Origin of the sequence: Ruminococcus sp. YE71 (assembly GCF_900119155.1) — a bacterium.
GTDB lineage: Bacteria > Bacillota > Clostridia > Oscillospirales > Ruminococcaceae > YE71.
Map to the genome: position 1 here is coordinate 78,316 of NZ_FPIR01000015.1, position 23,102 is coordinate 101,417.

Here is a 23,102-nt window from a genome sequence, read left to right on the forward strand (position 1 = left end):
CTTTACGCCTTGCTGACTGCAAGCTTAGCGGTCAGCTTAGTTGCTTCCTTGTAGGGACGAACGAGCATATAGATCATGCCTGCCAGTGCCGCTGCTGCGAATATTACGCCGAGCACATTGACCTTTCCTGTGAACAGTCCGCCGAACTGGTTTATCATGAACGCGATAACATACGCGAATCCGCACTGGTAGCCAATCGCGAACCATGTCCACTTCGCGTTGTTCATCTCACGCTTGATAGCGCCGATAGCCGCGAAGCAGGGCGCACAAAGCAGGTTGAATACGAGGAACGAATAACCCGTGATGCCTGTGAACTGAACTGCAAGCTCCTGCCATACAGTTCTTTCGCCGCCGCCGTAGAGCGTACCCATCGTGCCGACGATATTCTCCTTCGCCACAAGACCCGTGATGGATGCGACAGCAGCCTGCCAGTTGCCCCAACCGAGGGGGATGAACGCCCACGCGAGAACACTGCCTATCTTTCCGAGCAGTGAAGCGTCGAGCTGATCTTCTTCGAGCATACTGAAACTGCCGTCGATGAAGCCGAATCTGCTCGTGAACCAGATGATGACCTGTGAAACAAGGATGACCGTACCAGCCTTCTTGATGAACGACCAGCCGCGCTCCCACATGGAACGGAGAACGTTGCTGACGGTCGGCAGGTGATAAGCAGGCAGCTCCATAACGAAGGGTGCAGGGTCGCCTGCGAACATCTTGGTCTTTTTCAGCATGATACCCGAGATGATTATAGCAGCCATTCCGATAAAATATGCCGATGTAGCTACCCACGCGGAACCGCCGAAGATAGCGCCTGCGATCATAGCGATGAACGGTACTTTAGCTCCGCAGGGGATGAATGTTGTGGTCATAATGGTCATGCGGCGGTCACGCTCGTTCTCGATGGTTCTTGAAGCCATGATACCGGGAACACCGCAGCCAACGCCGACGAGCATCGGGATGAACGACTTGCCCGACAGACCGAACTTGCGGAACACGCGGTCGAGCACGAATGCGATACGCGACATATAACCGCAGGCTTCAAGGAACGCCAGCATCAGGAACAGAACCAGCATCTGCGGAACAAATCCGAGGACTGCACCAACGCCTGCAACGATTCCGTCAATGACAAGACCTTTTACCCAGTCTGCCGCATTTGCCTTGTCGAGAGCCGCTTCCACAAGTGCCGGGATAGAGGGAACGAACGTGCCGTAGTCCGCAGGGTCAGGCTCGTCGCCGATCTTTTCAATACTTGCAAGGGCGGCTTCGTAGTCGGCAAGGGTGGCTGTTTCCTGCGAAATTTCAAGGGTTTCCTCGTCCTCCACATCGTAGGGGAACTCCTCTGTCGGAGCAGTGCCGTTGGCTTCAATGTAAGCCTCGTAGCCGTCAATTATAAGCTGCGCACCTGCGTATTCCTCTGCGGCGGCTTCGTATTCAGCAGTACCCTTGCCGAACAGGTGGAAGCCGTCACCAAAAATATTGTCGTTGGTGAAATCGGTCAACGGTGCGCCCACAGCGACCATCGCCACCCAGTACACCGCAAACATGATCGCCGCGAATATCGGCAGACCCAGCCAGCGGTTGGTGACGATCTTGTCGATCTTGTCGGAGGTGCTGAGCGAACCCTTGTTTTTCTTGTCGTAGCAGCTGTCGATGATGGACGAGATGTAGTTGTAGCGCTCGCCCGTGATTATCGATTCGCTGTCGTCGTCAAGCTCTTTCTCGACCTTTTCGATGTCCTTGTTGATGTGTTCGAGCTTGTCGCCCTTGATGCCGAGCTTTTCGATGACCTTGTCGTCACGCTCGAACAGCTTAATGGCGTACCATCTCTGCTGTTCCTCGGGCAAGTCGTGTACGCAGGCTTCCTCGATGTGCGCGAGTGCGTGCTCGATAGCCGCATCGAAGCGGTGAACGGGGCCGCCGTGCTTTGTCTTTGCGGCGTTGATGGCGGTCTCAGCCGCTTCGGAAACGCCGTCGCCCTTGAGTGCGGATATCTGAACTATCCTGCATCCGAGCGCCTTTGACAGCTCGGAAATGTCGATCTTGTCGCCGTTCTTGTTGACAACGTCCATCATGTTGACGGCGCATACGACGGGGATGCCGAGCTCGGTGAGCTGTGTGGTCAGGTAGAGATTTCGCTCCAAGTTCGTTCCGTCGATTATGTTCAGGATAACGTCCGGGTGCTCGTCGATCAGGTAGTTTCTCGCCACGACCTCTTCGAGGGTGTAGGGTGAGAGCGAATAGATACCCGGCAGGTCGGTGACGATGACGTCGGGGTGCTTTTTCAGCTTTCCCTCTTTCTTCTCGACGGTTACTCCGGGCCAGTTGCCTACGAACTGGTTGGAGCCTGTCAGCGCATTGAAAAGCGTGGTCTTACCGCAGTTCGGGTTGCCCGCCAGCGCTATTTTGATACTCATGATTTTTCCTCCTCGTATGTTAGCTCGAGCTAACTTTTCTGCAAAAAAATATGGTCACATGACCTCGATCATTTCTGCATCCGCCTTGCGGATCGAAAGCTCGTAACCACGTACTGTGACCTCGATAGGGTCGCCAAGCGGTGCGACCTTGCGGACAGTGACGGAAGTACCCTTCGTCAGACCCATGTCCATTATCCTGCGCTTGACTGCGCCCTCGCCTGTCAGCTTCTTCACCGTGACGGTGTCGCCGATCCTTGCGTCCTTCAATGTCATATCAAACCCTCCTCAGACCATTATTTTCATTGCTAACTCGCGGCTGACAGCCACCCTTGTTTCCTTGACGTTCACGATGAGATTTCCTCCCATGTCGGATATCACCGTGACTGTTCCGCCGACCGCGAACCCTAAGTCTTCAAGGTGTTTGCGGACTTCTGCTGTTCCGCCGATGCGTGCGATAGTGTAGCTTTCGCCTGCGTTTGCCGATACTAATGGCATCATATTTACCTCCTTGTGTTGGTTAGAATAATCTAACTTTCATATTGATTATACATCTCTAACTCATGATTGTCAATACTTTCCTTATCACTTTGTCGAAATGCAAAAAGAGTTAGCGCTGCATAACTGAAATTTTGTTAGAATCAGCTAACCGCAAAAGCTGCCGAATCACATCGGCAGCCTTCGGAATGATACTATTGTGCTTGCTGGCTCAAACGAGCTGCTTTCCGAGTTCGGCGCACTTTGCAAGAGCATCATCATCGGGGGTGTTGTTGCAGATGAGTCCTTCGCCGCCGACAACCTCGGCACCTGCTGCCTTGACTCTGTCTGCCCACAGACGCATCCACTCGCCGTCGCCCCAGTCGTAAGAACCAAAGATAGCGATTTTCTTGCCGCTGATCTTGCCCTCGATAGACGTGAAGAACGGCTCGAACTCTGTGTCCTCAAGTTCCTCCGCACCCATAGCAGGGCAGCCCAGCGCCAGCGCGTCAAAATCCGCCACATCGCCGTCAAAAGCCGATACCTGCACAGCGGAAACTCCTGCGCCCTCTGCAACGGCGTTCGCCATAGCCTCGGTGTTTCCTGTTCCGCTCCAATAGATCACTGCTGTTTTCATTATATAACCTCCTGTTTTATGCCACGCATGAGCGCAGCTGTTTACCGTTTTCAAGCTCTCTGCAAAGGCGTATCCTGCACTGCTTGTAGCACTCGAAGAGCGCCTTCGCGCGTTCCACATCGCCGTAGACCTTCCACATACCGCAGAGCTTGCAGCCCTGTCCGCAGTTTGCGATAAAGCCCTTGACGTCCTCCAGCGGATAGCCGAGGAAGATGCCTATCTCGTGGGGAAAGTCCTTCTCGCAGAGCCGTACACAAAGTCTGTCAAGGCACTGTTCAGTGCTGAAAAAAGGGGAGTAGCCGTACCCCGAGAGAAATTCCTTCACAGCCCTGTCCGACAGCCTTTCGTCAAGCAGCTGCCTGTCGTAGACGTAGATGAGCGTCCGACAGGCGCAGCGTCTGATAAAGCGTGCGGATATCCTCTTGCCAAAGCAGCCGCCGCCGAACATCCGCGCCACCTCAGCGAGGTCGAATTCCTGCGAGGAAAATGTCGGCAGACTGCCGCATTTAAGCCCCATGAGGGTCGGTGCCGCGTGAAAAGCAAGCATATTTTCCAGTCTTCTTCTTTCATCGGCAGACATTTTGCTGCTCCTTTCTCTTAGTTAGCTATAACTAACCTGTATCATTATTATACTATGAGATGCTCCCGAAGTCAAGGTATTTGGCTGATGTATGCACAAAAATTGTAGGAACGAACAAACGGTTAGGTATATCTAACCTGCCGTTTGTGCAAACAGTTAGTATTTGTTAACTTGGCTTTATATACAACAAAGCCGACAGCTTCCGAAGAAACCATCGGCTTTGATCCGAGGGGGAGAGATCACTTGATAGTTACATTGACCGCTCTCTGATCGAGTTTGCTGATATCCCACTTTCCACCGACCTTTGCGCCAACAACGACCTTGTATGTTCCTGCGGGGACATTGGTCTTTGTGAAGCTTGTGCTTTCGGCGTCAAGCTGACCGAGAAGCTTCCATTTGCCTGCGGAGAAATACGCGATGCAGTACTTTTCTGTGCCTTCAGCCGCATCCCATGTCAGCCTGAATGCGCTGCCCTTGACCTCGACGTTAGTGATCTTCGGGTAATTGGCGGCAGCCGCGTTCGGGGTTACAATGATCGCGTTGGACACGTCGGTGGACCATTTGCCGTTCACCTTCGCGATGACTGCGACCTTGTACTGCTTTCCTGCGGTCAGACCCTTGATGACGTAGGTGTTGGTCTTGCCCTCTGCGAGCTTTGTCCAGGAACCGTTCACGAATGCGGCTACCGCGTAGCTCTCGGCATTTTCGACTTCGGTCCAGTTGAGTCTGACTGCACCGTCGCCCTTTTCAAACGTGATGGTCGGGGCGGTGTAAGTCGTTTCCTCGATGACCTTGACTTCATAATCGGGATAGCTGCCCGACTTGCTGAGCTTAACTGTAATGTCCTCGCCGCCGTCGGGATTCGTGAAGGTCACCGTGTTCTCGCCCTCGGACAGGGAAGAGGTGTAGAACGAAATGGTCTGTCCGCTGACAACACAGTCGCCGACGTTCGCATAGCCGATTTCGTATGCGCTGCTGTTGTAGTTCAGGGTCTTGCCGTTGACCTTTACGCCTGCGGCAGCGATGCGCTTGACGTCGGCGCTGTCATTCTTAAAGGTCGCTTCGACAAATGCGGTCGATGACTCCGATGTGCCAATACTGTCGAGCTCGATGGCAAAGTCGCTGTCGGGATCTTCGTCGGAAGGCTTGTCAGTCTCGCCGAGCACCTCGACGGTATAGTTGTAACCGCTCCAGTAGTCGCCCGTTTTCGACATACTCAGACGAACCGACACATCCTCACCGCCGTCGGGATTCGTGAAAGTAACGGTATTCTCGCCCTCGCTCAGCGACGAAGTGTAGAACTGTATGGTATTTCCGCTGACGATGCAGTCCCCCGAATTTGCGTAGCTGATATAGCTGTAGGAGCTGTTATAGTTCAGCTTGCTGCCGTTGACTTTCACGCCTGCGTCTGCGATGCGTCTGAGGTCGGAGCTCTCGTTGCCGAAGGTCACGGTAATATATGCGTTCGTGCTGCCGCTTGTCTCGACGCTCTGCAAGTCGATAGTGAATGCTTCGGTCTCGGCAGCAGCGGTGATCGTCTCTGCCGCAAACGAGCTGTATGCAGGCTGAGCCGCACCGCAGACAGCGAGCAGACTGAGCATGAAGCTCACGGCGATTCTTGTGTTGGTTTTTGATCTTTTCATGTTTGATCTCATCCTCCTGAGAAATTATATTATGTTAGCATCAGCTAACTTATGGGTAAAAAATAAAGCCGTTCTGTATCCCGACATAATTTAGGCATAATAGTCAGAGAACAGAGTTAGCTAATCGCAACCGTAGAGATTATTATACACCATCCCGACTGCTCAGTCAAGTGTGATTCTGTACAAATGTGAGATAGATATTTTGTGAGCTTCTGCCAAAAACATCCATCTGTGTGCGTCTGTAAAGAACAAAACACCGACCGTCTCATCACGAAACGATCGGTGTTGTTTTTTTTAGGGATGATAAGGTCAATGATCGCAGCTTTCGCTGGGCAGAGAACCAGTTCATTCTTTTTCTTGTTGTAAAGGATGCCGTCGGGAGAGCCTGTACTTTGCGTTGTCATCGGAAACGTTGATGGAAATGAGTTTCGGACAGGAAGTAAACGCATCCGCTGAATGTGGAATTCTTGATCTCGGTCGCGCTGTCGGGGATATCGAAAGTGGTGATATAATTGTTTATGGGGCAGTTGATGAGCCTTGTCGAACAGAACATTGTCAATGGAGCTGTAGGTCCGGTTGTTTTCAGCAACGTTAATTTTTCGAGATATAAATAGCCAAACTCAAATATTTCCTCATCGATATGGTGCATATCCGCAGATATAGTATTACCGCTTTGGAATATTTTTGTCAAGATATTGTATGCAACTATATATGATGTATATAGAAACAGATATCCCTCATCAGGATTTTGTATATCTGTTCACGCCTCATTTTTTATCTGTGCCTATTGACAAAAATTGTCTGATATGCTATACTGAATAGCAGTTAGCTTACGGTAATTTAATGTGATTACTTATATGACAGTAAAGCAGCTTCGGTGTTGCTATATTTTTTACCGCATAGTTAGCGTAAGCTAACAAACTTGCCGTTTCTGTGTCTGCTGACGTATGTTTTGGTAAGTACTATTTCACAGGAGGACTATATAAACATGGAAAGATCGAACAAGACCACCCGAAAAGTCGTGAGCTTCGTGCTCAGTCTGCTCGTTGTGTGCGGCGCGGCTCAGCCTGCGATGAGACCGTTCGCGGCGGAGACAGCCGCAGCGGTGCAGACCGGTCAGCAGTCGGAGAAGCAGCTTTTTGTCCGTCTGACGGGCAGCTTCGACCACAGGATCGTTGGTCAGGAGGACGACGTTGACGCTGTGAGCTCGGCAACTACGGGCGGTGCTTCTTACTACAGCTCGGGCAGTACTGCTCATGTGGAGTTTGCACTTGCGGATAAGGGTACAGCCCTTGCAGACGTGAGTGAGGATGAGTGGGTCAAGCCTGACTATTTCAAAAACGGCGATCTGCTGAAGATCAACGGCGCATATTCAAAGGTCGTTATCTCCCCCGATTGTGAGGGGATGTACGGCGAGTTAGACCAGTTCACCGGTGACCTGTACCTCAGGGGCGTCCCGAAGAAGTCGGGTAAATATAAGGTAAGCGTTTATCTCGAAACCGACAGGGGCAGCGCGGCCAGCAATTCGCTGGATTTTGAGGTCTTCACGGGCAGCGAAAAGCTGATCGATCAGCTGACATACGCCAACTGCAAGCAGACGGCCGACGGCAAGTATATGTACGACTGCAAGCCCTGGTATATGCAGGAATTCGGCGGCGTGAACGAGACAGTCACAGTCCCGAAGGACATCAAGGCTTGGTACGGTTCCCACGCGGCGCTTCCCGGTGTGAACTACGGCGAGATCGGCAGAACCATCTCCCTGACGAGCGGTGAGGAGCCTTCGCAGACCCTCATCATCCCGAAGGGCTGTGACCTGACGATGGTGAACATGAGAGTCCACAGCGGCGTGAAGGTGATCGTTGAGTCGGGCGCAAAGCTGACCCTTCGGCAGTCTACAGTCGAGGGTATCATCGAAGTGCGGAAGGGCGGTACCTTCTCGATGGATCACAACGATTACGGCGGCGGTGCGTGGCTTCACGGTTCGTCGATCAACGGTCAGCTTCGGATGAAGGACGGTTCGGTGCTTGAAAACGCACGCATCACCTGTCACGCGAACTACTCGGCAAGGGACGATGAAAACAGACGCAATTTTGCGCCGCTCGTGACCACCGAGGGAAATGTTTTGGTCAAGGGAGACGTGTATATCCTCGGCGAGGAAGCACCGACAGGCGAAACGGGGCAGACTGCTCTCAAAGTCAGCGGCACTCTGACTATCCCCGAGGGTTCGGTGGTGGCGTGCTACGGCGGCGGTACCTCCTTCCTGACGGCTGACGGCGGCGATGCGCTGTGTCTCGACAACGGCACTGTCACAGGCAGGGGAAGTCTCATCGCGATAGGCGGCTACGGCATGAACATTACAGGCGACAATAGCAAGGGCAGCGGCGGTGCGGCTGTCAGCGGAAGCGGAAAGATCGCCTGTGCAAAGGCGTACCTTGAGGGCGGTTCGAGCTTCCATGACGAGACCTTGCCGATCGAGGGTCAGGTGACCGTCTCCGAAAATACAAGCTGCAAGCTGGTGACAGGAAAGGGCGGAACTATCGAGAAAAGCGAGTTCTACTGGTTCGGCACGGGCGACGCGAACGGCATCGTTCCGCAGGTCGAAAAGACGCTTGCACAGATTCCACAGAACGCCGCTGTCAGGGCTGTTTCCAGAAACGGCTGTGTCAGACTTGACTGGACGGAAGTTCCCGATGCGGAGAGGTATGCGGTGATCGCACTCGTCGGCGGCAGGTATAAGGTCGTCGCGCAGAGAACGGGCACTTCCTGCACTCTGAAAGGACTGACCGCAGGCAAGAGCTACAAGGTCGCAGTTGCGGCGAAGGTCGGCGGCAAATGGAGGACCGACGACATCGGCAGCAGGGCGGTTTCGGTCGTTGTAAAGTGATGGTTTTCGGCTGACATTTACAATAAATAAAACTTCGCAGACCTTTGGATTTCAAGGGTCTGCGAAGATTTTTGTCTATGGATATTTGTACAATAGCGGCCGCTTCGGGGGAGTTTGATATGCCGCTTGATTTGTCGGCTCGCGGCGTTTACTTGTCGCTGCCGTTTTGGCGCATCCGTCCGATGATGAGCTGTGCTGTCAGTCCCGTGAACGCTCCTGCTATACAGCCCGTCAGCACAAGTATCGGCAGGTAAACGATGACCGCCGTCGTCTGCATGACCACGATCGCCGCCGCCGTCTGCCCGATATTGTGCAGTGCCGCGCTGATGACGCTCGCTGTCCAGATGTGCTTTTCATCAACGAACCGCCGAAGTATCAGCATTCCCACAAGGCAGAGCAGTCCGCCCGTGAGACTGAACGGCAGGGTGCTCAGATTCCCGCCGAAAACACTGCCGAGTAATATCCTGACGAGCACCATCATCAGCACCTCGGCGCCGCGGTAATGAAAGACAGCATACACCGTGATGATATTCGCGAGGCCGAGCTTCACGCCTGGTATCGGAACGATCGGCGGTATCTGCATCTCCACCACGAAAATGATGAGCGCGAGTGCGGTCAGCAGCGCAAGACGGGTGAGCCTCTGTGTGCTGAAGCGTTTATCCGACTGCTGTTTTATCTTCGATCACCTCGGTCTTAATGTCCTTGCGGCCGTCTGCGAGTTCGACGTTGTTTTCGAGTCCTTCGGTCACGAGCAGCCTGCCGTCTTCGGTAATGAGTATCATGTCAAATCCGCCGTTATTCCGCCAGAATTCTTTCGCCCTTTCCTCGCCCATAACGAACAGCGAGGTCGAGAGCGCGTCGCACAGTCTGCCCTTGTCGCCCACCACCGTTGCCGAAACGATGCCGCTGTGTGCGGGTCGCCCTGTCGATGGGTCGAGGATATGCCAGTAGGTCTCGCCGTCCTCGCCGACGAAAAACCGCTCATATCCTCCCGAGGTTATCACGCACTTGTCCGAAACGCTCAGCTTTGCGATATTGCCGTCCCCGAAGGGATCCTGAATGCCGATCTTCCAGTCGCTGCCGTCGGGTTTCGAGCCTATCGTCTGGATGTTCCCGCCAAGATCGAGCATGGCGGAAGTCACGCCGTTTTCTTTGAGGATAGCGGTTATCCTGTCGCCCGTTTCGCCCTTTCCGATGGAGCCGAGGTCGATGCTCATACCCTGTGGCAGTGTGATATTTTGACCCTCGACCCCGATCTCCGAACAGCGGACGTTCTGGAGCATAGCGGTGATGGTCTCGTCCGACGGTATCTTGTAATCCCCCGTCGTGAAACCCCATTCGGCGAGTATCGGGTAGAGCGAGATGTCAAGCGCACCGTCTGTCTTTTCGTTCATCTCGACAGCAAAACGGATGAGCTCGGCGGTCTCGTTCCCGACCGCGACTGTTTTTCCGCCGCTGTGATCGAGGGAATATATCTCACTGTTTTTATCCGTGACCGACCACAGCTTTTCGAGCCGTTTTATCTCTGCGTGAGACTCTTCGAGCGCGGTATCCATGTTGCCGTCAAATACCGTCACGGTCATGTAGGTGTCCATCGCAAAGTCCGAGAAGCTCTTAGGTTCTGCGGCAGGTTTTTCTGACGGCGAACAAGCTGTCAGCAGGGCGGTCATAGCCGTGAAAAGTGTCAGAACAGTGTGTTTGATAATATCATCTCCGAACTGATTAGTTAATGCTAACTAAATTATAATATTTCTTACTAAAAATGTCAATCGTAATTCGGGAGAATTAAATAAAAATTCAAATTATGATATCGGACGCTGATATAAAAAGGCAGCACGGTACGATGACTGCACTGTGCTGCCAAAAAAGTCTGTAGATCACAAAGCGATGTCCTGAGGACCCACTTCGTCGATCTCATCCCCGATAAGACAAACGCCCACGCCGTTCTCTTTATCCCATGTACAATCAAAAACGAATGAAACAGCTGTATCGTCATAGTCGTCCTGATCGGGTATTGTTATGCCGATCAGAGTCACCGTTTTAAGTATTTCACGAGCATGATCTACTTCGGGGTATTCCTTGCTGTCCGTGTCGGAAAATCCCAATTCCTCTCTGCGGGAGTTATAATATCCCAATATACTTTCTGCGATCTTTTCGGTGAGACCGTCGAGCTTATCCGTGAGCTCTTCAAGCAGGTTCTTTGCGGTCTCGGGAATATCATCCTCATCATCGCTGTCTATCTGAACATCAACGTCATACGGTGTTCCGTTAAAGCAGACCTCTTCTTTTCCGTACCAGGCTCCGTCGTATTCATATTCCTCAAAATCTGTTTTCATGATATTTCTCCTTTCTTGTCGATCCTGTAATAGTTTCACAATCATATCCGATTATAAACCTTTTTTGAGTCATTGTCAAGTTTTTTGGAAAGATCGGTCATTCGCCGATACCCTCAAAACGAAAAGAGAAGCCCACCACTGCGCAGGTAAGGCTTCCCTTTATCATGTTCTAAAAACGTGAGTTCAAATATTGATAGCAGTCCGTGACGGTGCCGGTTAATGCAGTTACTTGATAGTAACGGTCACGGGGTGTCTGATCGACTCAGAGGTAGTCCACTCGCCGCCTACCTTTGCAGCAACAGCTACCTTGTAGGAATTGCCGGGTTTAAGGTTCTTGGGCGAAGTATAGCTCGTATCGGAACCCGAGAGATCCTGAGTCAGTATTCTCCACTTGCCCGAAACATAAGCCGCAACACAGTATTTTGTTGCACCTTCAACAGGTTTCCATGTGAGTCGTACCTGGTGGGTCTGCTCGCTGTAATCTACCTTGGTGATAGCGGGATAAACAGGGTCAGCGGGGTCGGTCTTTCCTGTGAAGCCTGTGATCTCGTCAAAGGCCTTTTTCAGGTCGGGGTTGCTGATCTTGCAGGTGGTTCTGTCGTAGTGACCGCCGTATTCACTGTCGTTTTCACCCTTCGGAGTCGCCCAGAGAACGGGGCACATCTGACGGTCGTAAGCCGCCTTGCATACCGAGCTCAGGAAACGAACTACAGATGCAGTTTCCTTGCCCTTTGTAGGACAGCCGTACTCGCCGATGATAACGGGGATACCCTTGTCAACAAAGTTGGTCTTCATCATGTCCATGTTGGCATTGAGCTCGCGGTAATCATCGTCGGTGCCCCATGTGGAGCGTGCCTTTGCCCAGGATTCATCCTTGTCCTCAAGGATCGCGAAGCCAACGGGAGTGTAGTAATGAACGGATACCGCCATGCGGTTCGCGGGGTCGTAAGGCATCTTGAACAGCGAGTCGCAGGTGCGGTCGAATCCCGTGTTGTAGCCCGAGATGAGCAGGTGACGCTTGGGGTTGTTTCCGCCCGACGCACGGATGACGTCTACGAATTTCTGGTTGATGCGGTTGCAGAGGGCGTAGGACTTCTCCTTCTGGGACTGAGTTCCGCTCCACGGATTCCAGATGGACTCCCAGCCGAGTTCCTCGTTCTGCGACTCGAAGATGAGGTGATCGTCGTAGTCCTTGAACGCATCGGCGATCTGCTTCCACATGGTCTCGTAGCGCTTCATGGAGCCTTCCTCGTCGTTCGGGAAGTTGTTCACCCAGCCGTTGTCGTAGTGGATGTTGATGATGCAGTACATATCCGCGTCGATGACCCAGTCAACGATCTGCTGAACGCGTGCGGTGTAAGCAGGGCTGATGGTGTAGGTGCTCTTGTCCATCATGTTCGACCATGCCACGGGAACGCGGACAACGCCGAAGCCTTCGTTCGCCATGCCGTTGATGATCTCCTTCGTGATGATAGGGCTGCCCCATGCGGTCTCGTAATCCTTCGTTTCGAGGATACCGTCGCCCCACTGCTTATCGACATCTTCGATCCAGTCGCCGCAGGCTTCCATCGTGTTGCCGAGGTTGATGCCGATGCCCATGTCCTTGACGATCTGAGCAGTTGTCATGTTGCGCATACCGCTGTTTCTGGCGGGCAGAGCGCTTGCCTGGATGCTGCTCATCGTGCCGAGCGCCATCACACACGACATAATTGCCGCTGTCAGTTTCTTCTTCATTGTAAGACCTCCAATATTTTAATACTTACATAACAAATAAAAAACGACGTTGTATTGCAATTTTTTGCAAACTGTGTTATACTGATTATAGCACCGATCATTTCGGATTTCAAGGAAATAAACGCCACAAAACAGGACAAAACCGACACGAGACTTTTCGGGTGGAAATCAGGGTGATATCTATGTTTAGTATGCCTTTTGAGGCTTTTACAAGAGATGAGGATTTCCCGTTCTTTATCCAGTACGGAGAACATAAAGAGACGCTTTTTATGCACACGCACGACGCATATGTCGAACTGGTGATCGTGCTGTCGGGAAGTGCGGTGCATATCGTTGACGGTGAGCAATACAGTATACAAAAAGGTAACATTTTCGTCATAGGTGAGAATACCCAACACGGATATGACAGCCCCGAGGATTTTCACATCTGCAACATTATGTTCCGCAAGCGGTTCCTTGATCTGAACTCGATGGACATCGCAGGTACGGCGGGATTTCAGGCTCTGTTCGTGCTCGAACCGCAGCAGACGAAAACGAAGGGCTTTACCAGCTATCTGAAGCTTCTGCCCGACGAACAGCTTCGCATCGAGAATAAGATCGCCGCGCTTCACAAGGAGTACCACACCAAGTCGGCGGGCTGGCAGACGATGGTGCGTGCGGAGTTTCTCTGCCTTGTGGTGGAGCTTTCGCGGATGTACGACACCAGCCGCATCGAAAACGACGTTGGAATCGTGAAGCTCGCGCCTGCGCTTGCGTACATCGAGCGGCATTTTCAGGAGGAGATGACCGTCGCCGAGCTTGCAGACCTCACCCACTACTCCGAGCGTCAGTTCCTGCGGCTGTTCAAGGAGGCGACGGGCTACCGACCGATGCAGTACATTACCCGCCTGCGGATACACACCGCCTGCCGTCTGCTCTGCGAGACCGAACTTCCCGTGACGGAAATTGCAGAACGGTGCGGCTACACCGACAGCAGTTATTTCGCCAGAGTTTTTCAGCACAAGTGTGGTATTTCTCCTAAAGCGTATCGGAAGGACGCCGCGGCGCACAGTGCCGTGTAAAATGCGAAAGGGCTGAGGATCGGGCGTGCTTTATTATCGGTCACGCTTGATTTTCATTCCGAGATGTGATAAATATAGTAGAAAGCTTTTGGATACGATTTTTCGGATGAATATGTCAATAATATCGACCCTCACACGCGAAACATGATGCTCTGCGATCTTGTTAAACGCCTGTCGGGGGAGATCACCCTGACAAAGGAGATCGCCGATGACTGCGAAAAGTATCCCGACTGATGCTTTGGACTAATGGTCTTTAATAAAGGAGTATATATGGACAAAGCCGTAAAGACGATCATGGATAACCGCAGCGGCGAATACGACAGAAAAAGCAGGTACCGCGCTGTTTTGCGGATACCTGCTTTTTTGTTCGGAGCAGTCGATACGCGTGGATACCCCTTGCCCTTTCATTGTTGATCTATGTTTCTGAAAAAGCACAAAATATCGTTGAAACTTTATATAAAATGTGAAGAGAAAATGATAGCCCGATGGGGCGATTGTGATATTGTCCATTTTTTGAGCATCATTATTATTACAGTTGACAAAAATTTTATAAATAGCAGGATTTTACTTTACATCCGTAAATTGTCGTGTTATTATATAGTATGGGCGAAATAATATTGCGATATTTCGTCTGATTTTGCAAAGCTCCTCGATGAGCGCAGGTCATTTGACAGTTTTGATAAAGAAGGAGCTGCTGAATAACAAACGAAAGGAAGATCGGAATGGGAAAAGGTAAATTTCTCAAAAGATCACTTGCAGGTGTGTCCGCTGCGGTAATGATGTTTACCGAAAGCACGATGATAACCACAAACTCTGCGGTGATCGACGAAGAGAATCCAAACAACTATCACAACTATGCAGAAGCCTTACAGCTTGCACTTTGCTTCTACGATGCGAACAAGTGCGGCGACAAGGTGGCTGAGGACGGCTATTACTCATGGCGTGCAGACTGCCACGTCAAGGACGGCGTTATCCCGCTCCAGCCGATGAGCCCGATGCCTACGGTAGGCAAGGGCAAGACCGACGATCAGCTCACTGAGGACCAGGGACTCGGCAACGCTGACGACGGCAAGACAAAGCCCAACCTCGGCGACACCGACCCGTCGCTTTATGTCGGCGTGAATATGTCGCAGGAGTTCATCGACGAGAACCGCAAATACCTCGACCCCGACGGCGACGGCACTCTTGACCTCACAGGCGGCTGGCACGACGCAGGCGACCACGTCAAGTTCGGTCTGCCCGGAAGCTATTCCGCATCGACTGTGGGCTGGGGCTACTACGAGTTCCGCGATTCCTACAAGGAGCTGGGTCTCGACAAACACGTTGAGGACGAGCTCCGCTGGATAAATGACTACTTCATGAAGGTCACCTTCATGGACGATGATGACAACGTCATCGCATACTGCTATCAGGTCGGCGAGGGCAACAACGACCACAACTACTGGTGTCCGCCCGAGCTTCAGGTAGAGGACACGATGGTAGCTTCCTCGTCCTGCGCGGTAAAGCGCCCTGCTTACTTCGCGACCGAGGAGATGCCTGCTTCCGACCAGTGCGCGGGTGCGGCGGCTTCGCTTGCCATCAACTACCTGAACTTCAAGGATACCGACCCCGACTACGCAGAGAAGAGCCTGAAATACGCTAAGGCGCTCTACGATTTCGCGGTCAAGACCCACGTTGAGGACTGGGAGCCGGGTAAAGTCCCGAACTGCTACAGCCTCGGCTATGACGGCGGTTTCTATACTTCCAGCTACGACTACGATGAACTTGCATGGGCGGCTGTATGGCTCTACTACTGCACCGAGGAATACGATTATATCAACGACATCATCGCAGTTGACGAGACTACCACCAACGAAAAGGGCGCTCACCCCTACACAGGCTACATGAAGCGCATCATCACCGATACGGGCAACTGCTGGCAGAACATCTGGGTACACTGCTGGGATACAGTATGGGGCGGCGTGTTCGCGAAGCTCGCACCTGTTACCAATACCGCCCGCGACTGGTACATCTTCCGCTACAACCTTGAGTTCTGGTCGGGCTGCAAGGAGGGTACAGACACATCCGAATGGGGCTATGAGCCTGTTCACGGTCACAAGTACTTCGGCATGGATGACTTCCTCTGGAACACACCTATGACCTCCGATCAGATCGCAGATCTTCCTCTGAGCGATACGAGCAGCGACTTCATCGCCAAGTCCCCGAAGGGTTGGGCAGTCGTTTCGGGCTACGGCTCGGCTCGATACAACACAGCGGCAGGTCTCTGCGCCTGCGTATACGCAAAGACCACCAAGGACGAGACATTCCTGCCGTGGGCAAGAGCTCAGATGGCTTACGTTCTCGGCGACAACCCGATGGGTTACGCATACGAGGTAGGCTACGGCAACAGCTTCGCCTGCCATCCGCACCACCGTTCGTCGCACTGCTCGGCTACACAGAGCATGGACGACCCGATCACACAGGTACACACCCTCTGGGGTGCGCTCGTCGGCGGTCCCGACCTGAAGGACAAGCACGTTGACGAGACCAAGGACTACATCTACAACGAGGTCAGCGACGACTATAACGCAGGCTTCTGCGGCGACCTCGCAGGTCTGTATCACTTCTACGGACGCAAGGGCTGTATCGACGCTGACGAGAACCACCTCATCGAGAACTTCGATATGTCCGCAAACGCCAAGGGCTACGATCAGATCGACGAAAACGGCGATCCGCTGCCTGTCGGATACTTCGTATCGGGCGGCAAGGCGCAGGAGAAGGAGGACGGCATCCAGCTCAAGATAGTTCTTCACAACAGGACTGTCGATCCCCCGAGATTCGAGTGCGACGTAAAGGCAAGATACTTCTTCAACATCAAGGAGCTTCAGGACGCAGGCTACGGCATCGACTACATCGTTTCCCGTATCGACTACGACCAGGAGGCAGGCTATACCAACAACAAGTCGCACGCGGTACTTTCCGACCCCGTGAAGTACGACGACAACGGAACCTACTACATCGAGATCACCTGGAAGGACTGCAAGTTCTACGGCAGCCGCGTATATCAGTTTGCGCTGACCACAAAGATGGATGAGGAAAAGTACGTCTTCCCCGAGTGGGATTCTTCAAACGACTACAGCTATTCCGACCTTGTGAGTTTCGAGGATGAAAACTCGGCTTCGGCTATCACCGACAAGATCACGCTCTACGCTGACGGCAAGCTGATCTGGGGCGTTGAGCCTGACGGAACGACTGTTACCACCGAGGACACCTCCGCCAAGCTCCTGTACGGTGATGTTAACTGCGACGGTAAGGTAACGATCGACGACTCGCTCGCTATCCGTCAGTACGCGGCAAACAAAAAGAATTACCCGCTGTCCGAGCAGGGCAGAGCAAATGCTGACTGCATCGACGCAGGCAAGGGTCTCAACGAGCTGGACGTCAACGCGATCGAAGCGATCGCTATCGGTGCTATCAGTGAAGCAGATCTTCCCATGACTTCTGCCGAGCTCAAAAAGGCACTGGGCAAATAATCGCATACGGTTACAATGAATATTTCACGCCGATACTCGGAAAGGGTATCGGCGTGATTTTTGCGTATACTTGAATGAGCGGAACTGTCCGCAGAACTTACTTGATCTCGATCTCAAATATGCGGCTTTGCAGGTCGGAAGTATCCCACTCGCCGCACATCTTCGCGAGGACTACCGCCTTGTATGTGCCCGAAGGTACGTTTCGCATCGTAAAGACCGTTGTGCCTGCGGGGATCTCGCTCCGTATCATGCGCCATCTGCCGCCCTGATAGCACGCTATGCCGTAGGACTTGGCGGTAGGCACTGCCTTCCATGTGAGTCTGAAAGCGTTCTCGCCCGTCTCGACGGTCGTGACGGGATGTGTGACAGGGTCAAGAGGGGGGATGTCCTTGTACGTGAACTGGGTCTCCCACTCGCCGTTGATTTTCGTAATCAGACCTACCCTGTGGTATTCGCCCGTTTTCAGTCCGCGGAACATATATTCGCAGGTGTCGTTCGGGACCGTTGCCACAAGCCGCCATCTGCCCTGTACAACAGCGACGATACCGTATTCCTCCGCCGCATCGAGCTTTTTCCAGCTCATTTTTACGGAGTAATTGCCTCTCTCGTAATCGGGATACGGGTTGCGGTAACCGAGGTAAAAATTTCGTATCACATCGTTGCCTGTCGCAAGTTCGACTCTTCGCCACTGGGAGACACTTCCGGGGTAAGTGATCTTATCGCAGTTTGTGATGCACCTTTCGCCTATCTCACAGATGCTGTACGGAAGCGCGACACGTTTGAGACCGCAGAAGGCGAGGGAGTAGTTGCCGAGCTTTGTCAGACACTCGGGAAGAATGAACTCGGTTATCGCAGTCGATGCGAACGCATAGTCCTTGAGTTCTTTCAGGCTCGAAGGCATATTTACGGATTTGAGATTGCCGCAGTCATAAAATGCGTGGTCGCCGATCAGAGTAACGCCGTCTGGGATGACCACTTTGGTAAGGTCGTTGCAGTAGTACAGCGCGTAATCGGCGATCTCCGTAACGGTGTCGGGGATGTTTATCTTGTTTTTCAGCCTCGGGCACTGGATAAGCACGGTCTTGTCCTTGTTATAGAACACGCCGTCTACAGAAGAGAAATTTGGGTTCGCGCTGTCAACGTTTATGTCGGTGAGCCAGCTTCGGCTAAAAGCTCTTTTCCCTATGTCTGCCGCAGAAGCGGGGATGCTGACGGTGGTGAGATTTCCGCAGTCGGAAAAAGCCTCTTCTCCTATGCTTTCGACACCTTCGGGGATAACCACATTTCTCAGATTCGAGCATTTTGAGAATGCGAAAGCTCCGATGGTCTTCACGCTGTCGGGGATAGTGACGGTCTCCATATTCATGTACAATTCAAAAGCGTGGTCGCCTATAGCGGTAACACCGTCGGGGATGACTGCCGAACGCCCTATGCCTGACCAGCTGAGAATGGCAGTCTTGTCCTTGTTGAACAGAGCTCCGTTTTCGGAGCTGTAGACAGGATTTTCGCTGTCCACCTCGATGCTGAGGAACTGATTGTTGATGAAAGCCGTACTGCTGATGTCGGTCACGCTCGCGGGGATGCTGATACTCGAAAGTATGTAGCCCAGACCGAAAGCCTTGTCACCGATGCTTTTCACGCCGTTCGGGATGACCACATTCTCGATTTTGCGGTTGTCGTAGAACGCACCGTCGCCTATAGCCGTCAGGGTCGAGGGGAACGAGATGTCTTTTTTCGTTTTCGGGAACTGCATCAGCGTGGTCTTATCCTTGTCGAACAGCACACCGTCAACAGAGCAGTAATACGGGTTATCCTCATCGACATCGAAGCTGCTGAAACCTGCGTTGAAGAAGGCGCGTTCGCCGATGCTTGTTACGGAAGCGGGGATATTGATAGCGCCATTCACTATCGCGGAGTCAAAAGCATGATTGCGGATGGTCGTTACCGTGTCGGGGACGGTTATGCTTCGTCCTGCTCTTTTCGGGCAGTAGATAAGGGTAGTCTGAGCCTTGTCGTACAGCACGCCGTCTACCGATGAGTAGTATTCATTCTCGCTGTCGATAACGATGCTCGACAGCAGGCTGCAACTGTCGAAGGCATTTTCGCCGATGCTCCTGACAGTAGAGGGTATCGTGACCTTTGAAAGATTATAGCACCGCTTAAAAGCACCGTCGGCGATGCGCGAGACGATCTTATCGTCGAGCTTATCGGGAATAATGAACGACCAGTATGAGCTGCTGTAGCCGTAATAGCTCGTCATCTCAACGGTGCCGTCGTCGAGATCTCGGTAGGTGAAGTTGCTGTAGCTCTTTTCGGTCACTGCCCCTGCGGTCACAGATGTCAGCCCGAAGTTCTTGCCCGTTGCGGCTGTTCCTGTCAGACAGCCTGCGGTCAGCGTCAGTGCCATAAGTCCTGCGACTGTATGTTTTACAATCCTGTTCGTCATAGTTTTCTACCTCCTTTTCATGCGAACCGATTTTGCCAGTATCATTATTATAATTATACTGTATTTAGCTACCGCAGTCAAAGAAAATGTTATTATTTATTATCTTAACAATTAATTCAGTGTAAACTGCATATTTTTGCAACGCAAATGTGGATATATTTACCATATGGAAATATCGTTTGCATATCCCGAAAAATTTTTTTCTGAGAAAACAAAAATTTTTATAACCATAATGATACTCAGCCGTCTAACTTACAGAACGGTGAGAAAAAGAAAGCAGGGACAACAAAACGGAGCTTTTCATACTAATTTACAGAAAGCTGATGACAAGTTATCAAAAAAATGCTAAAATATAGGAGGTATGATATTTTGACATGGAATTACAGTTAGATGAGGTGATCCGACAGGTGCTTGCATTTATGCAGGCCGAAGCCGCGCTGTCGGATGAAGAAAAAAATGCGGCACAGAAAAAGATCGGAGATATATTGTTGAAAGAAGGAATCCTGAATGAATAAAAATGACCTTATCACTACAGTAAACAATGCAAAACGCGGAGACAAAAAGGCTTTTGAAACGCTGTACAGCGAGTATTACTCCAACCTGTATTTCTTCGTGCTGAAAAACGTCAAGAACAAGGAAACTGCCGAAGATATCACGCAGGAAGCATTTCTCAAGGCCATGAAGAGCCTTGAGACACTTGCGAGACCCGAGACTTTCGAGACTTGGCTGCACAGCATCGCCTATAACAAGTGCATGGACAATTTCAGAGCCGAGAGCAGGAATGCCTGCTTCGAGACCGACGAGGAAAAGGAGCAGGCCATCGAGAACAGTGCGCTCAACAGCCCTGTGATGCTCCCCGAAGATTACGCGGTCAATGAGGACAGAAAGAGAGAACTTGCGGACCTCATCGACAGATTGAAGCCCGATATGCGTTCGACGCTCATCCTGTACTACTATAACGATATGAGCATCTCTGAAGTGGCGAGCTCCCTCGGCATGAACGAAAACGCCGCAAAACAGAAGCTCTTTCAGGCGAGAAAGAAGCTCAGGGCTCAGATAGAAAAGCTCTACGGAAAGGGTGCAGTCCTTGCGGCTGTTCCCATGAGAGACATGATCCGCAGCACGATCACTCCAAAGTATGCGGCGGCCAAAGCCTCTGCAACTGCTGTAGGCACGGGATTTCTCGCGGGAAAGATCGCGGGAGTTTCCGCAGCGGCAGTATTCGCCCTCGGTCTTCCCATAGGTCTCGGAATGGCAGGCAAAAACGGCAGGAACGGGCTTGCGGGCGATGCAAGACCGACAAGCAGCACTTCCTACATCGGCGTGTCTTATGAGGAGAACGGCACCGCTGACAAGAATTTTGCGGACACGGCCGAAAATGTTACAAAGGGCGGTTCCGACAATAAGGCAGACAGCAAAACCGACAGCAAGTTCAATACTCTGCCGAAGGCTGCCGAACCCAAGACCGCGGTGCCGACTTCGACCGTGAGCGGCGAACCCGTGCAGACCACACCCTCGGCAGACAACAGCAAGACGGGAAAAAATGCGGCAGCTGCCTCCGAAAAAAAGACAGATACCCCTGACGTTTCAGACAATGAGTTTGTCGGAAAAAGCTACAATGAATTGAAGGCTCTGGCAGGAACACAGTTTAATTCGCAGTTATACGCGAGGTCATTTGTGCCCTACATTTCAGGTGCCATGACTGAGGAAGAGTATCAGAAGAATGTTTTCTTTGAGCACACTGTATTTTGTACGGCAGTGATAAACGGTTCAAAATGGCATTTTGAGTTTGAGCTTACCGAAGATGAATATAATGAGATCTGTTCGGACATCGGTTCGTTTTCAAAGAGGGGATGGGAAAGGGAAGTTTCGTACGGAAGAGCTTTCGCATATGTCGATCTTTCCAAGTTCGATCCCGCGTGCCTGAAAGCGATGCCGCTTCCCGACGATACTGCCGTGGAGCCCGTGAAGGGAAGGCCTGAAATGAGCGTTACCGCGCTGCTTACTATGAGCGTCGATCAGCTCAAAGACCTCACCGACAACGATTATGAGATCGTGCTCTCTTCCGCTTCGCAGTGCGCGAGGTTCGGTCTTAAATGCTCCTATTTCCCGAGCTATGTGTTCATCCTCGACACGACCATAAGCGATTATGCCCCCGCCGATTCCATCAAGGTCAAGGCTTCCGATTTCGGTATTGATACAGACAATGATTATGCGCTCGGAAATACGATAACTCAGCTCGAACTGTTTGAAGGCGCAAGCATCCGCGAGGGTCTCGATGTCGGCATGAGTTACAGTCAGATCAGGAATGCTCTCGGAACAGACCTTTCGATCCATCGTATCAATAATTCGCTTGGACTTGGTGCGGCTGTCGAGGTAGACGGCAGAACATGGGTGCTGCATTTCGACCTGACCGACGGGCAGAGAAAAGCCGTCAATGAAGCCATCGATCAGCAGATCGACGCGCTGAACGCAAAATACGGCGATGGCTATGTGACGATCGCAAATATCGAAGATATCACTGTCGATCTTGGTGAGTTGGGCTTTGACCCGACCTGTGACATCGCGGTGTATTCCGTTGTGCCCGATTGAAAAAGTACGGCTCGTAATATGAAATAAAATGCCCGCAAAAAAGACCTGACACTGAAATCCAGTGTCAGGTCTCGATTTTATGGAAGGATATTATTCAAAAGATTTATCAGCGCCCGATTACTTGACGGTAACGGTAACAGCTCTCTTGGAGAGATCGTTCGTGTTCCATTCGTTGTTGATCTTTGCGCCAACGACCAGTTTGAAGGTGCCGATCGGTGCATTTTTGAAGGTGTAGGTAGTCTGATAAGCACCAAACTGGGTGTAGATCTTCCATCTGCCTGCGGAGTAGTAAGCGATGCAGTACTTTTCAGCACCTTCCAGAGCGTTCCAGCTCAGAGTAACTGTTCTGCCCTGAACGGTCGCGGAAGCGATCGGATATACGTTGGTGACAGGTGTCGGATCCTCGGGCTGAGTCGGAGTCTGTGTGCCCTCGGTGGAAGTCGAGCCGTTCACCGTCTTGGATTCATCCAAAGTGCCGCCGTAAACGTCAAAGTAGGAGGACAGCTTCGAGGTGTCGGTCTGGAGGAAGTAGTTGCCCGAAGGAATGTAGCAGAGCGACGAATTGGTATCGAAGTTTGCGTACTTGTTGTTGGTGTTTACCTTAGTGCTCTTGTCGGTAACGATGGTACCGTCCATACTGCCCTTGCAGTTGTTGAACACGTCGTTGTAGCTCTTGACTGCACCGAGCTTAACTTCCATCGGGTTCTTGCAGTTGTCGAAGATATTGTACTCGGAGAAGATGTACGCATTCGCTCTCGGGTTCATGCAGTAGCTTGTCTGTCCGCTGAA

At 51.9% G+C, this 23,102-nt stretch carries 17 protein-coding genes and 1 pseudogene; 5 read left to right on the forward strand and 13 right to left on the reverse strand.

The features are described from left to right. Positions 1–2 precede the first annotated feature (2 nt). From BT142_RS13625 to BT142_RS19175, 7 genes are all read right to left on the reverse strand, one after another. The gene (locus BT142_RS13625) at positions 3–2,414 is read right to left on the reverse strand and encodes a ferrous iron transporter B (RefSeq protein WP_072418739.1); all 2,412 of its coding nucleotides are present in this window, start codon (positions 2,412–2,414) and stop codon (positions 3–5) included. A gap of 54 nt (positions 2,415–2,468) precedes the next feature. After that, the gene (locus BT142_RS13630; protein ID WP_072418740.1) at positions 2,469–2,687 is read right to left on the reverse strand and encodes a FeoA family protein; all 219 of its coding nucleotides are present in this window, start codon (positions 2,685–2,687) and stop codon (positions 2,469–2,471) included. Between the two features lie 12 nt (positions 2,688–2,699). Further along, a complete protein-coding gene (locus BT142_RS13635; RefSeq protein WP_072418741.1) occupies positions 2,700–2,912 on the reverse strand; it encodes a FeoA family protein in 213 nt (70 codons plus the stop codon). 208 nt (positions 2,913–3,120) lie between these two features. Beyond that, positions 3,121–3,525, reverse strand: coding sequence for a flavodoxin (locus tag BT142_RS13640; RefSeq protein ID WP_072418742.1), 405 nt, complete (start codon positions 3,523–3,525; stop codon positions 3,121–3,123). A gap of 16 nt (positions 3,526–3,541) precedes the next feature. Then, positions 3,542–4,105 carry a DUF3793 family protein gene (locus tag BT142_RS13645; RefSeq protein ID WP_072418743.1) on the reverse strand — a complete coding sequence of 188 codons (564 nt, stop codon included), beginning with the start codon at positions 4,103–4,105 and terminating at the stop codon, positions 3,542–3,544. A gap of 239 nt (positions 4,106–4,344) precedes the next feature. Further along, positions 4,345–5,748 carry a fibronectin type III domain-containing protein gene (locus BT142_RS13650; RefSeq protein ID WP_072418744.1) on the reverse strand — a complete coding sequence of 468 codons (1,404 nt, stop codon included), beginning with the start codon at positions 5,746–5,748 and terminating at the stop codon, positions 4,345–4,347. A 400-nt stretch (positions 5,749–6,148) separates the two neighbouring features. Next, positions 6,149–6,301, reverse strand: a complete 153-nt coding sequence (locus tag BT142_RS19175) for a hypothetical protein (protein WP_175545502.1) — start codon at positions 6,299–6,301, stop codon at positions 6,149–6,151. 435 nt (positions 6,302–6,736) lie between these two features. On the opposite strand from BT142_RS19175, the gene BT142_RS13655 reads away from it, so the two are divergent. Beyond that, on the forward strand, positions 6,737–8,632 hold the full coding sequence (locus tag BT142_RS13655; protein ID WP_072418745.1) for a hypothetical protein: 1,896 nt from the start codon (positions 6,737–6,739) through the stop codon (positions 8,630–8,632). 148 nt (positions 8,633–8,780) lie between these two features. On the opposite strand, the gene BT142_RS13660 is transcribed toward BT142_RS13655, so the two are convergent. The 4 genes from BT142_RS13660 to BT142_RS13675 all read right to left on the reverse strand — a co-directional run bounded on the left by BT142_RS13660 (position 8,781) and on the right by BT142_RS13675 (position 12,702). Further along, positions 8,781–9,308: a Gx transporter family protein gene (locus BT142_RS13660; protein ID WP_072418746.1), complete on the reverse strand. Its 528-nt coding sequence runs from the start codon at positions 9,306–9,308 to the stop codon at positions 8,781–8,783. Beyond that, complete coding sequence (locus BT142_RS13665; RefSeq protein ID WP_072418747.1) at positions 9,289–10,302, reverse strand: FAD:protein FMN transferase; 1,014 nt, start codon at positions 10,300–10,302, stop codon at positions 9,289–9,291. Before BT142_RS13665 ends, BT142_RS13660 begins: the two co-directional genes overlap by 20 nt. Positions 10,303–10,509: 207 nt before the next feature. Next, a complete protein-coding gene (locus BT142_RS13670) occupies positions 10,510–10,968 on the reverse strand; it encodes a DUF6985 domain-containing protein (RefSeq protein ID WP_072418748.1) in 459 nt (152 codons plus the stop codon). A gap of 225 nt (positions 10,969–11,193) precedes the next feature. After that, positions 11,194–12,702 (reverse strand): cellulase family glycosylhydrolase, encoded by a 1,509-nt coding sequence (locus BT142_RS13675; RefSeq protein WP_072418749.1) that lies wholly within the window; start codon positions 12,700–12,702, stop codon positions 11,194–11,196. 191 nt (positions 12,703–12,893) lie between these two features. Between BT142_RS13675 and BT142_RS13680 the strand changes: the two genes are divergently transcribed. Together BT142_RS13680 and BT142_RS13685 are read left to right on the forward strand one after the other, a co-directional pair. Beyond that, positions 12,894–13,763 carry an AraC family transcriptional regulator gene (locus tag BT142_RS13680; RefSeq protein WP_207647528.1) on the forward strand — a complete coding sequence of 290 codons (870 nt, stop codon included), beginning with the start codon at positions 12,894–12,896 and terminating at the stop codon, positions 13,761–13,763. 722 nt (positions 13,764–14,485) lie between these two features. After that, on the forward strand, positions 14,486–17,275 hold the full coding sequence (locus tag BT142_RS13685) for a glycoside hydrolase family 9 protein (protein ID WP_072418751.1): 2,790 nt from the start codon (positions 14,486–14,488) through the stop codon (positions 17,273–17,275). Between the two features lie 97 nt (positions 17,276–17,372). Here the strand turns inward: BT142_RS13685 and BT142_RS13690 are convergent, their stop codons facing one another. Further along, positions 17,373–19,721, reverse strand: coding sequence for a leucine-rich repeat domain-containing protein (locus BT142_RS13690; RefSeq protein ID WP_072418752.1), 2,349 nt, complete (start codon positions 19,719–19,721; stop codon positions 17,373–17,375). A gap of 374 nt (positions 19,722–20,095) precedes the next feature. Here BT142_RS13690 and BT142_RS19180 point away from each other — a divergent pair, with 374 nt between their 5' ends. Beyond that, on the forward strand, positions 20,096–20,236 hold the full coding sequence (locus tag BT142_RS19180; protein WP_175444958.1) for a hypothetical protein: 141 nt from the start codon (positions 20,096–20,098) through the stop codon (positions 20,234–20,236). After that, positions 20,229–22,313, forward strand: coding sequence for an RNA polymerase sigma factor (locus BT142_RS13695; protein ID WP_072418753.1), 2,085 nt, complete (start codon positions 20,229–20,231; stop codon positions 22,311–22,313). The genes BT142_RS19180 and BT142_RS13695 overlap by 8 nt, the downstream gene beginning before the upstream one ends. Before the next feature lie 117 nt (positions 22,314–22,430). On the opposite strand, the pseudogene BT142_RS19185 reads toward BT142_RS13695, so the two are convergent. After that, a pseudogene (locus tag BT142_RS19185) lies at positions 22,431–23,102 on the reverse strand (hypothetical protein); the annotation flags it as partial.

Bases quoted from the DNA above. Each gene is read 5' to 3' on its own strand.
- BT142_RS13625 (WP_072418739.1), bottom strand. From the start codon at position 2,414: ATGAGTATCAAAATAGCGCTGGCGGGCAACCCGAACTGCGGTAAGACC.
- BT142_RS13630 (WP_072418740.1), bottom strand. From the start codon at position 2,687: ATGACATTGAAGGACGCAAGGATCGGCGACACCGTCACGGTGAAGAAG.
- BT142_RS13635 (WP_072418741.1), bottom strand. From the start codon at position 2,912: ATGATGCCATTAGTATCGGCAAACGCAGGCGAAAGCTACACTATCGCA.
- BT142_RS13640 (WP_072418742.1), bottom strand. From the start codon at position 3,525: ATGAAAACAGCAGTGATCTATTGGAGCGGAACAGGAAACACCGAGGCT.
- BT142_RS13645 (WP_072418743.1), bottom strand. From the start codon at position 4,105: ATGTCTGCCGATGAAAGAAGAAGACTGGAAAATATGCTTGCTTTTCAC.
- BT142_RS13650 (WP_072418744.1), bottom strand. From the start codon at position 5,748: ATGAAAAGATCAAAAACCAACACAAGAATCGCCGTGAGCTTCATGCTC.
- BT142_RS19175 (WP_175545502.1), bottom strand. From the start codon at position 6,301: ATGTTCTGTTCGACAAGGCTCATCAACTGCCCCATAAACAATTATATC.
- BT142_RS13655 (WP_072418745.1), top strand. From the start codon at position 6,737: ATGGAAAGATCGAACAAGACCACCCGAAAAGTCGTGAGCTTCGTGCTC.
- BT142_RS13665 (WP_072418747.1), bottom strand. From the start codon at position 10,302: ATGACCGCCCTGCTGACAGCTTGTTCGCCGTCAGAAAAACCTGCCGCA.
- BT142_RS13670 (WP_072418748.1), bottom strand. From the start codon at position 10,968: ATGAAAACAGATTTTGAGGAATATGAATACGACGGAGCCTGGTACGGA.
- BT142_RS13675 (WP_072418749.1), bottom strand. From the start codon at position 12,702: ATGAAGAAGAAACTGACAGCGGCAATTATGTCGTGTGTGATGGCGCTC.
- BT142_RS13680 (WP_207647528.1), top strand. From the start codon at position 12,894: ATGCCTTTTGAGGCTTTTACAAGAGATGAGGATTTCCCGTTCTTTATC.
- BT142_RS13685 (WP_072418751.1), top strand. From the start codon at position 14,486: ATGGGAAAAGGTAAATTTCTCAAAAGATCACTTGCAGGTGTGTCCGCT.
- BT142_RS13690 (WP_072418752.1), bottom strand. From the start codon at position 19,721: ATGACGAACAGGATTGTAAAACATACAGTCGCAGGACTTATGGCACTG.
- BT142_RS19180 (WP_175444958.1), top strand. From the start codon at position 20,096: ATGGAATTACAGTTAGATGAGGTGATCCGACAGGTGCTTGCATTTATG.
- BT142_RS13695 (WP_072418753.1), top strand. From the start codon at position 20,229: ATGAATAAAAATGACCTTATCACTACAGTAAACAATGCAAAACGCGGA.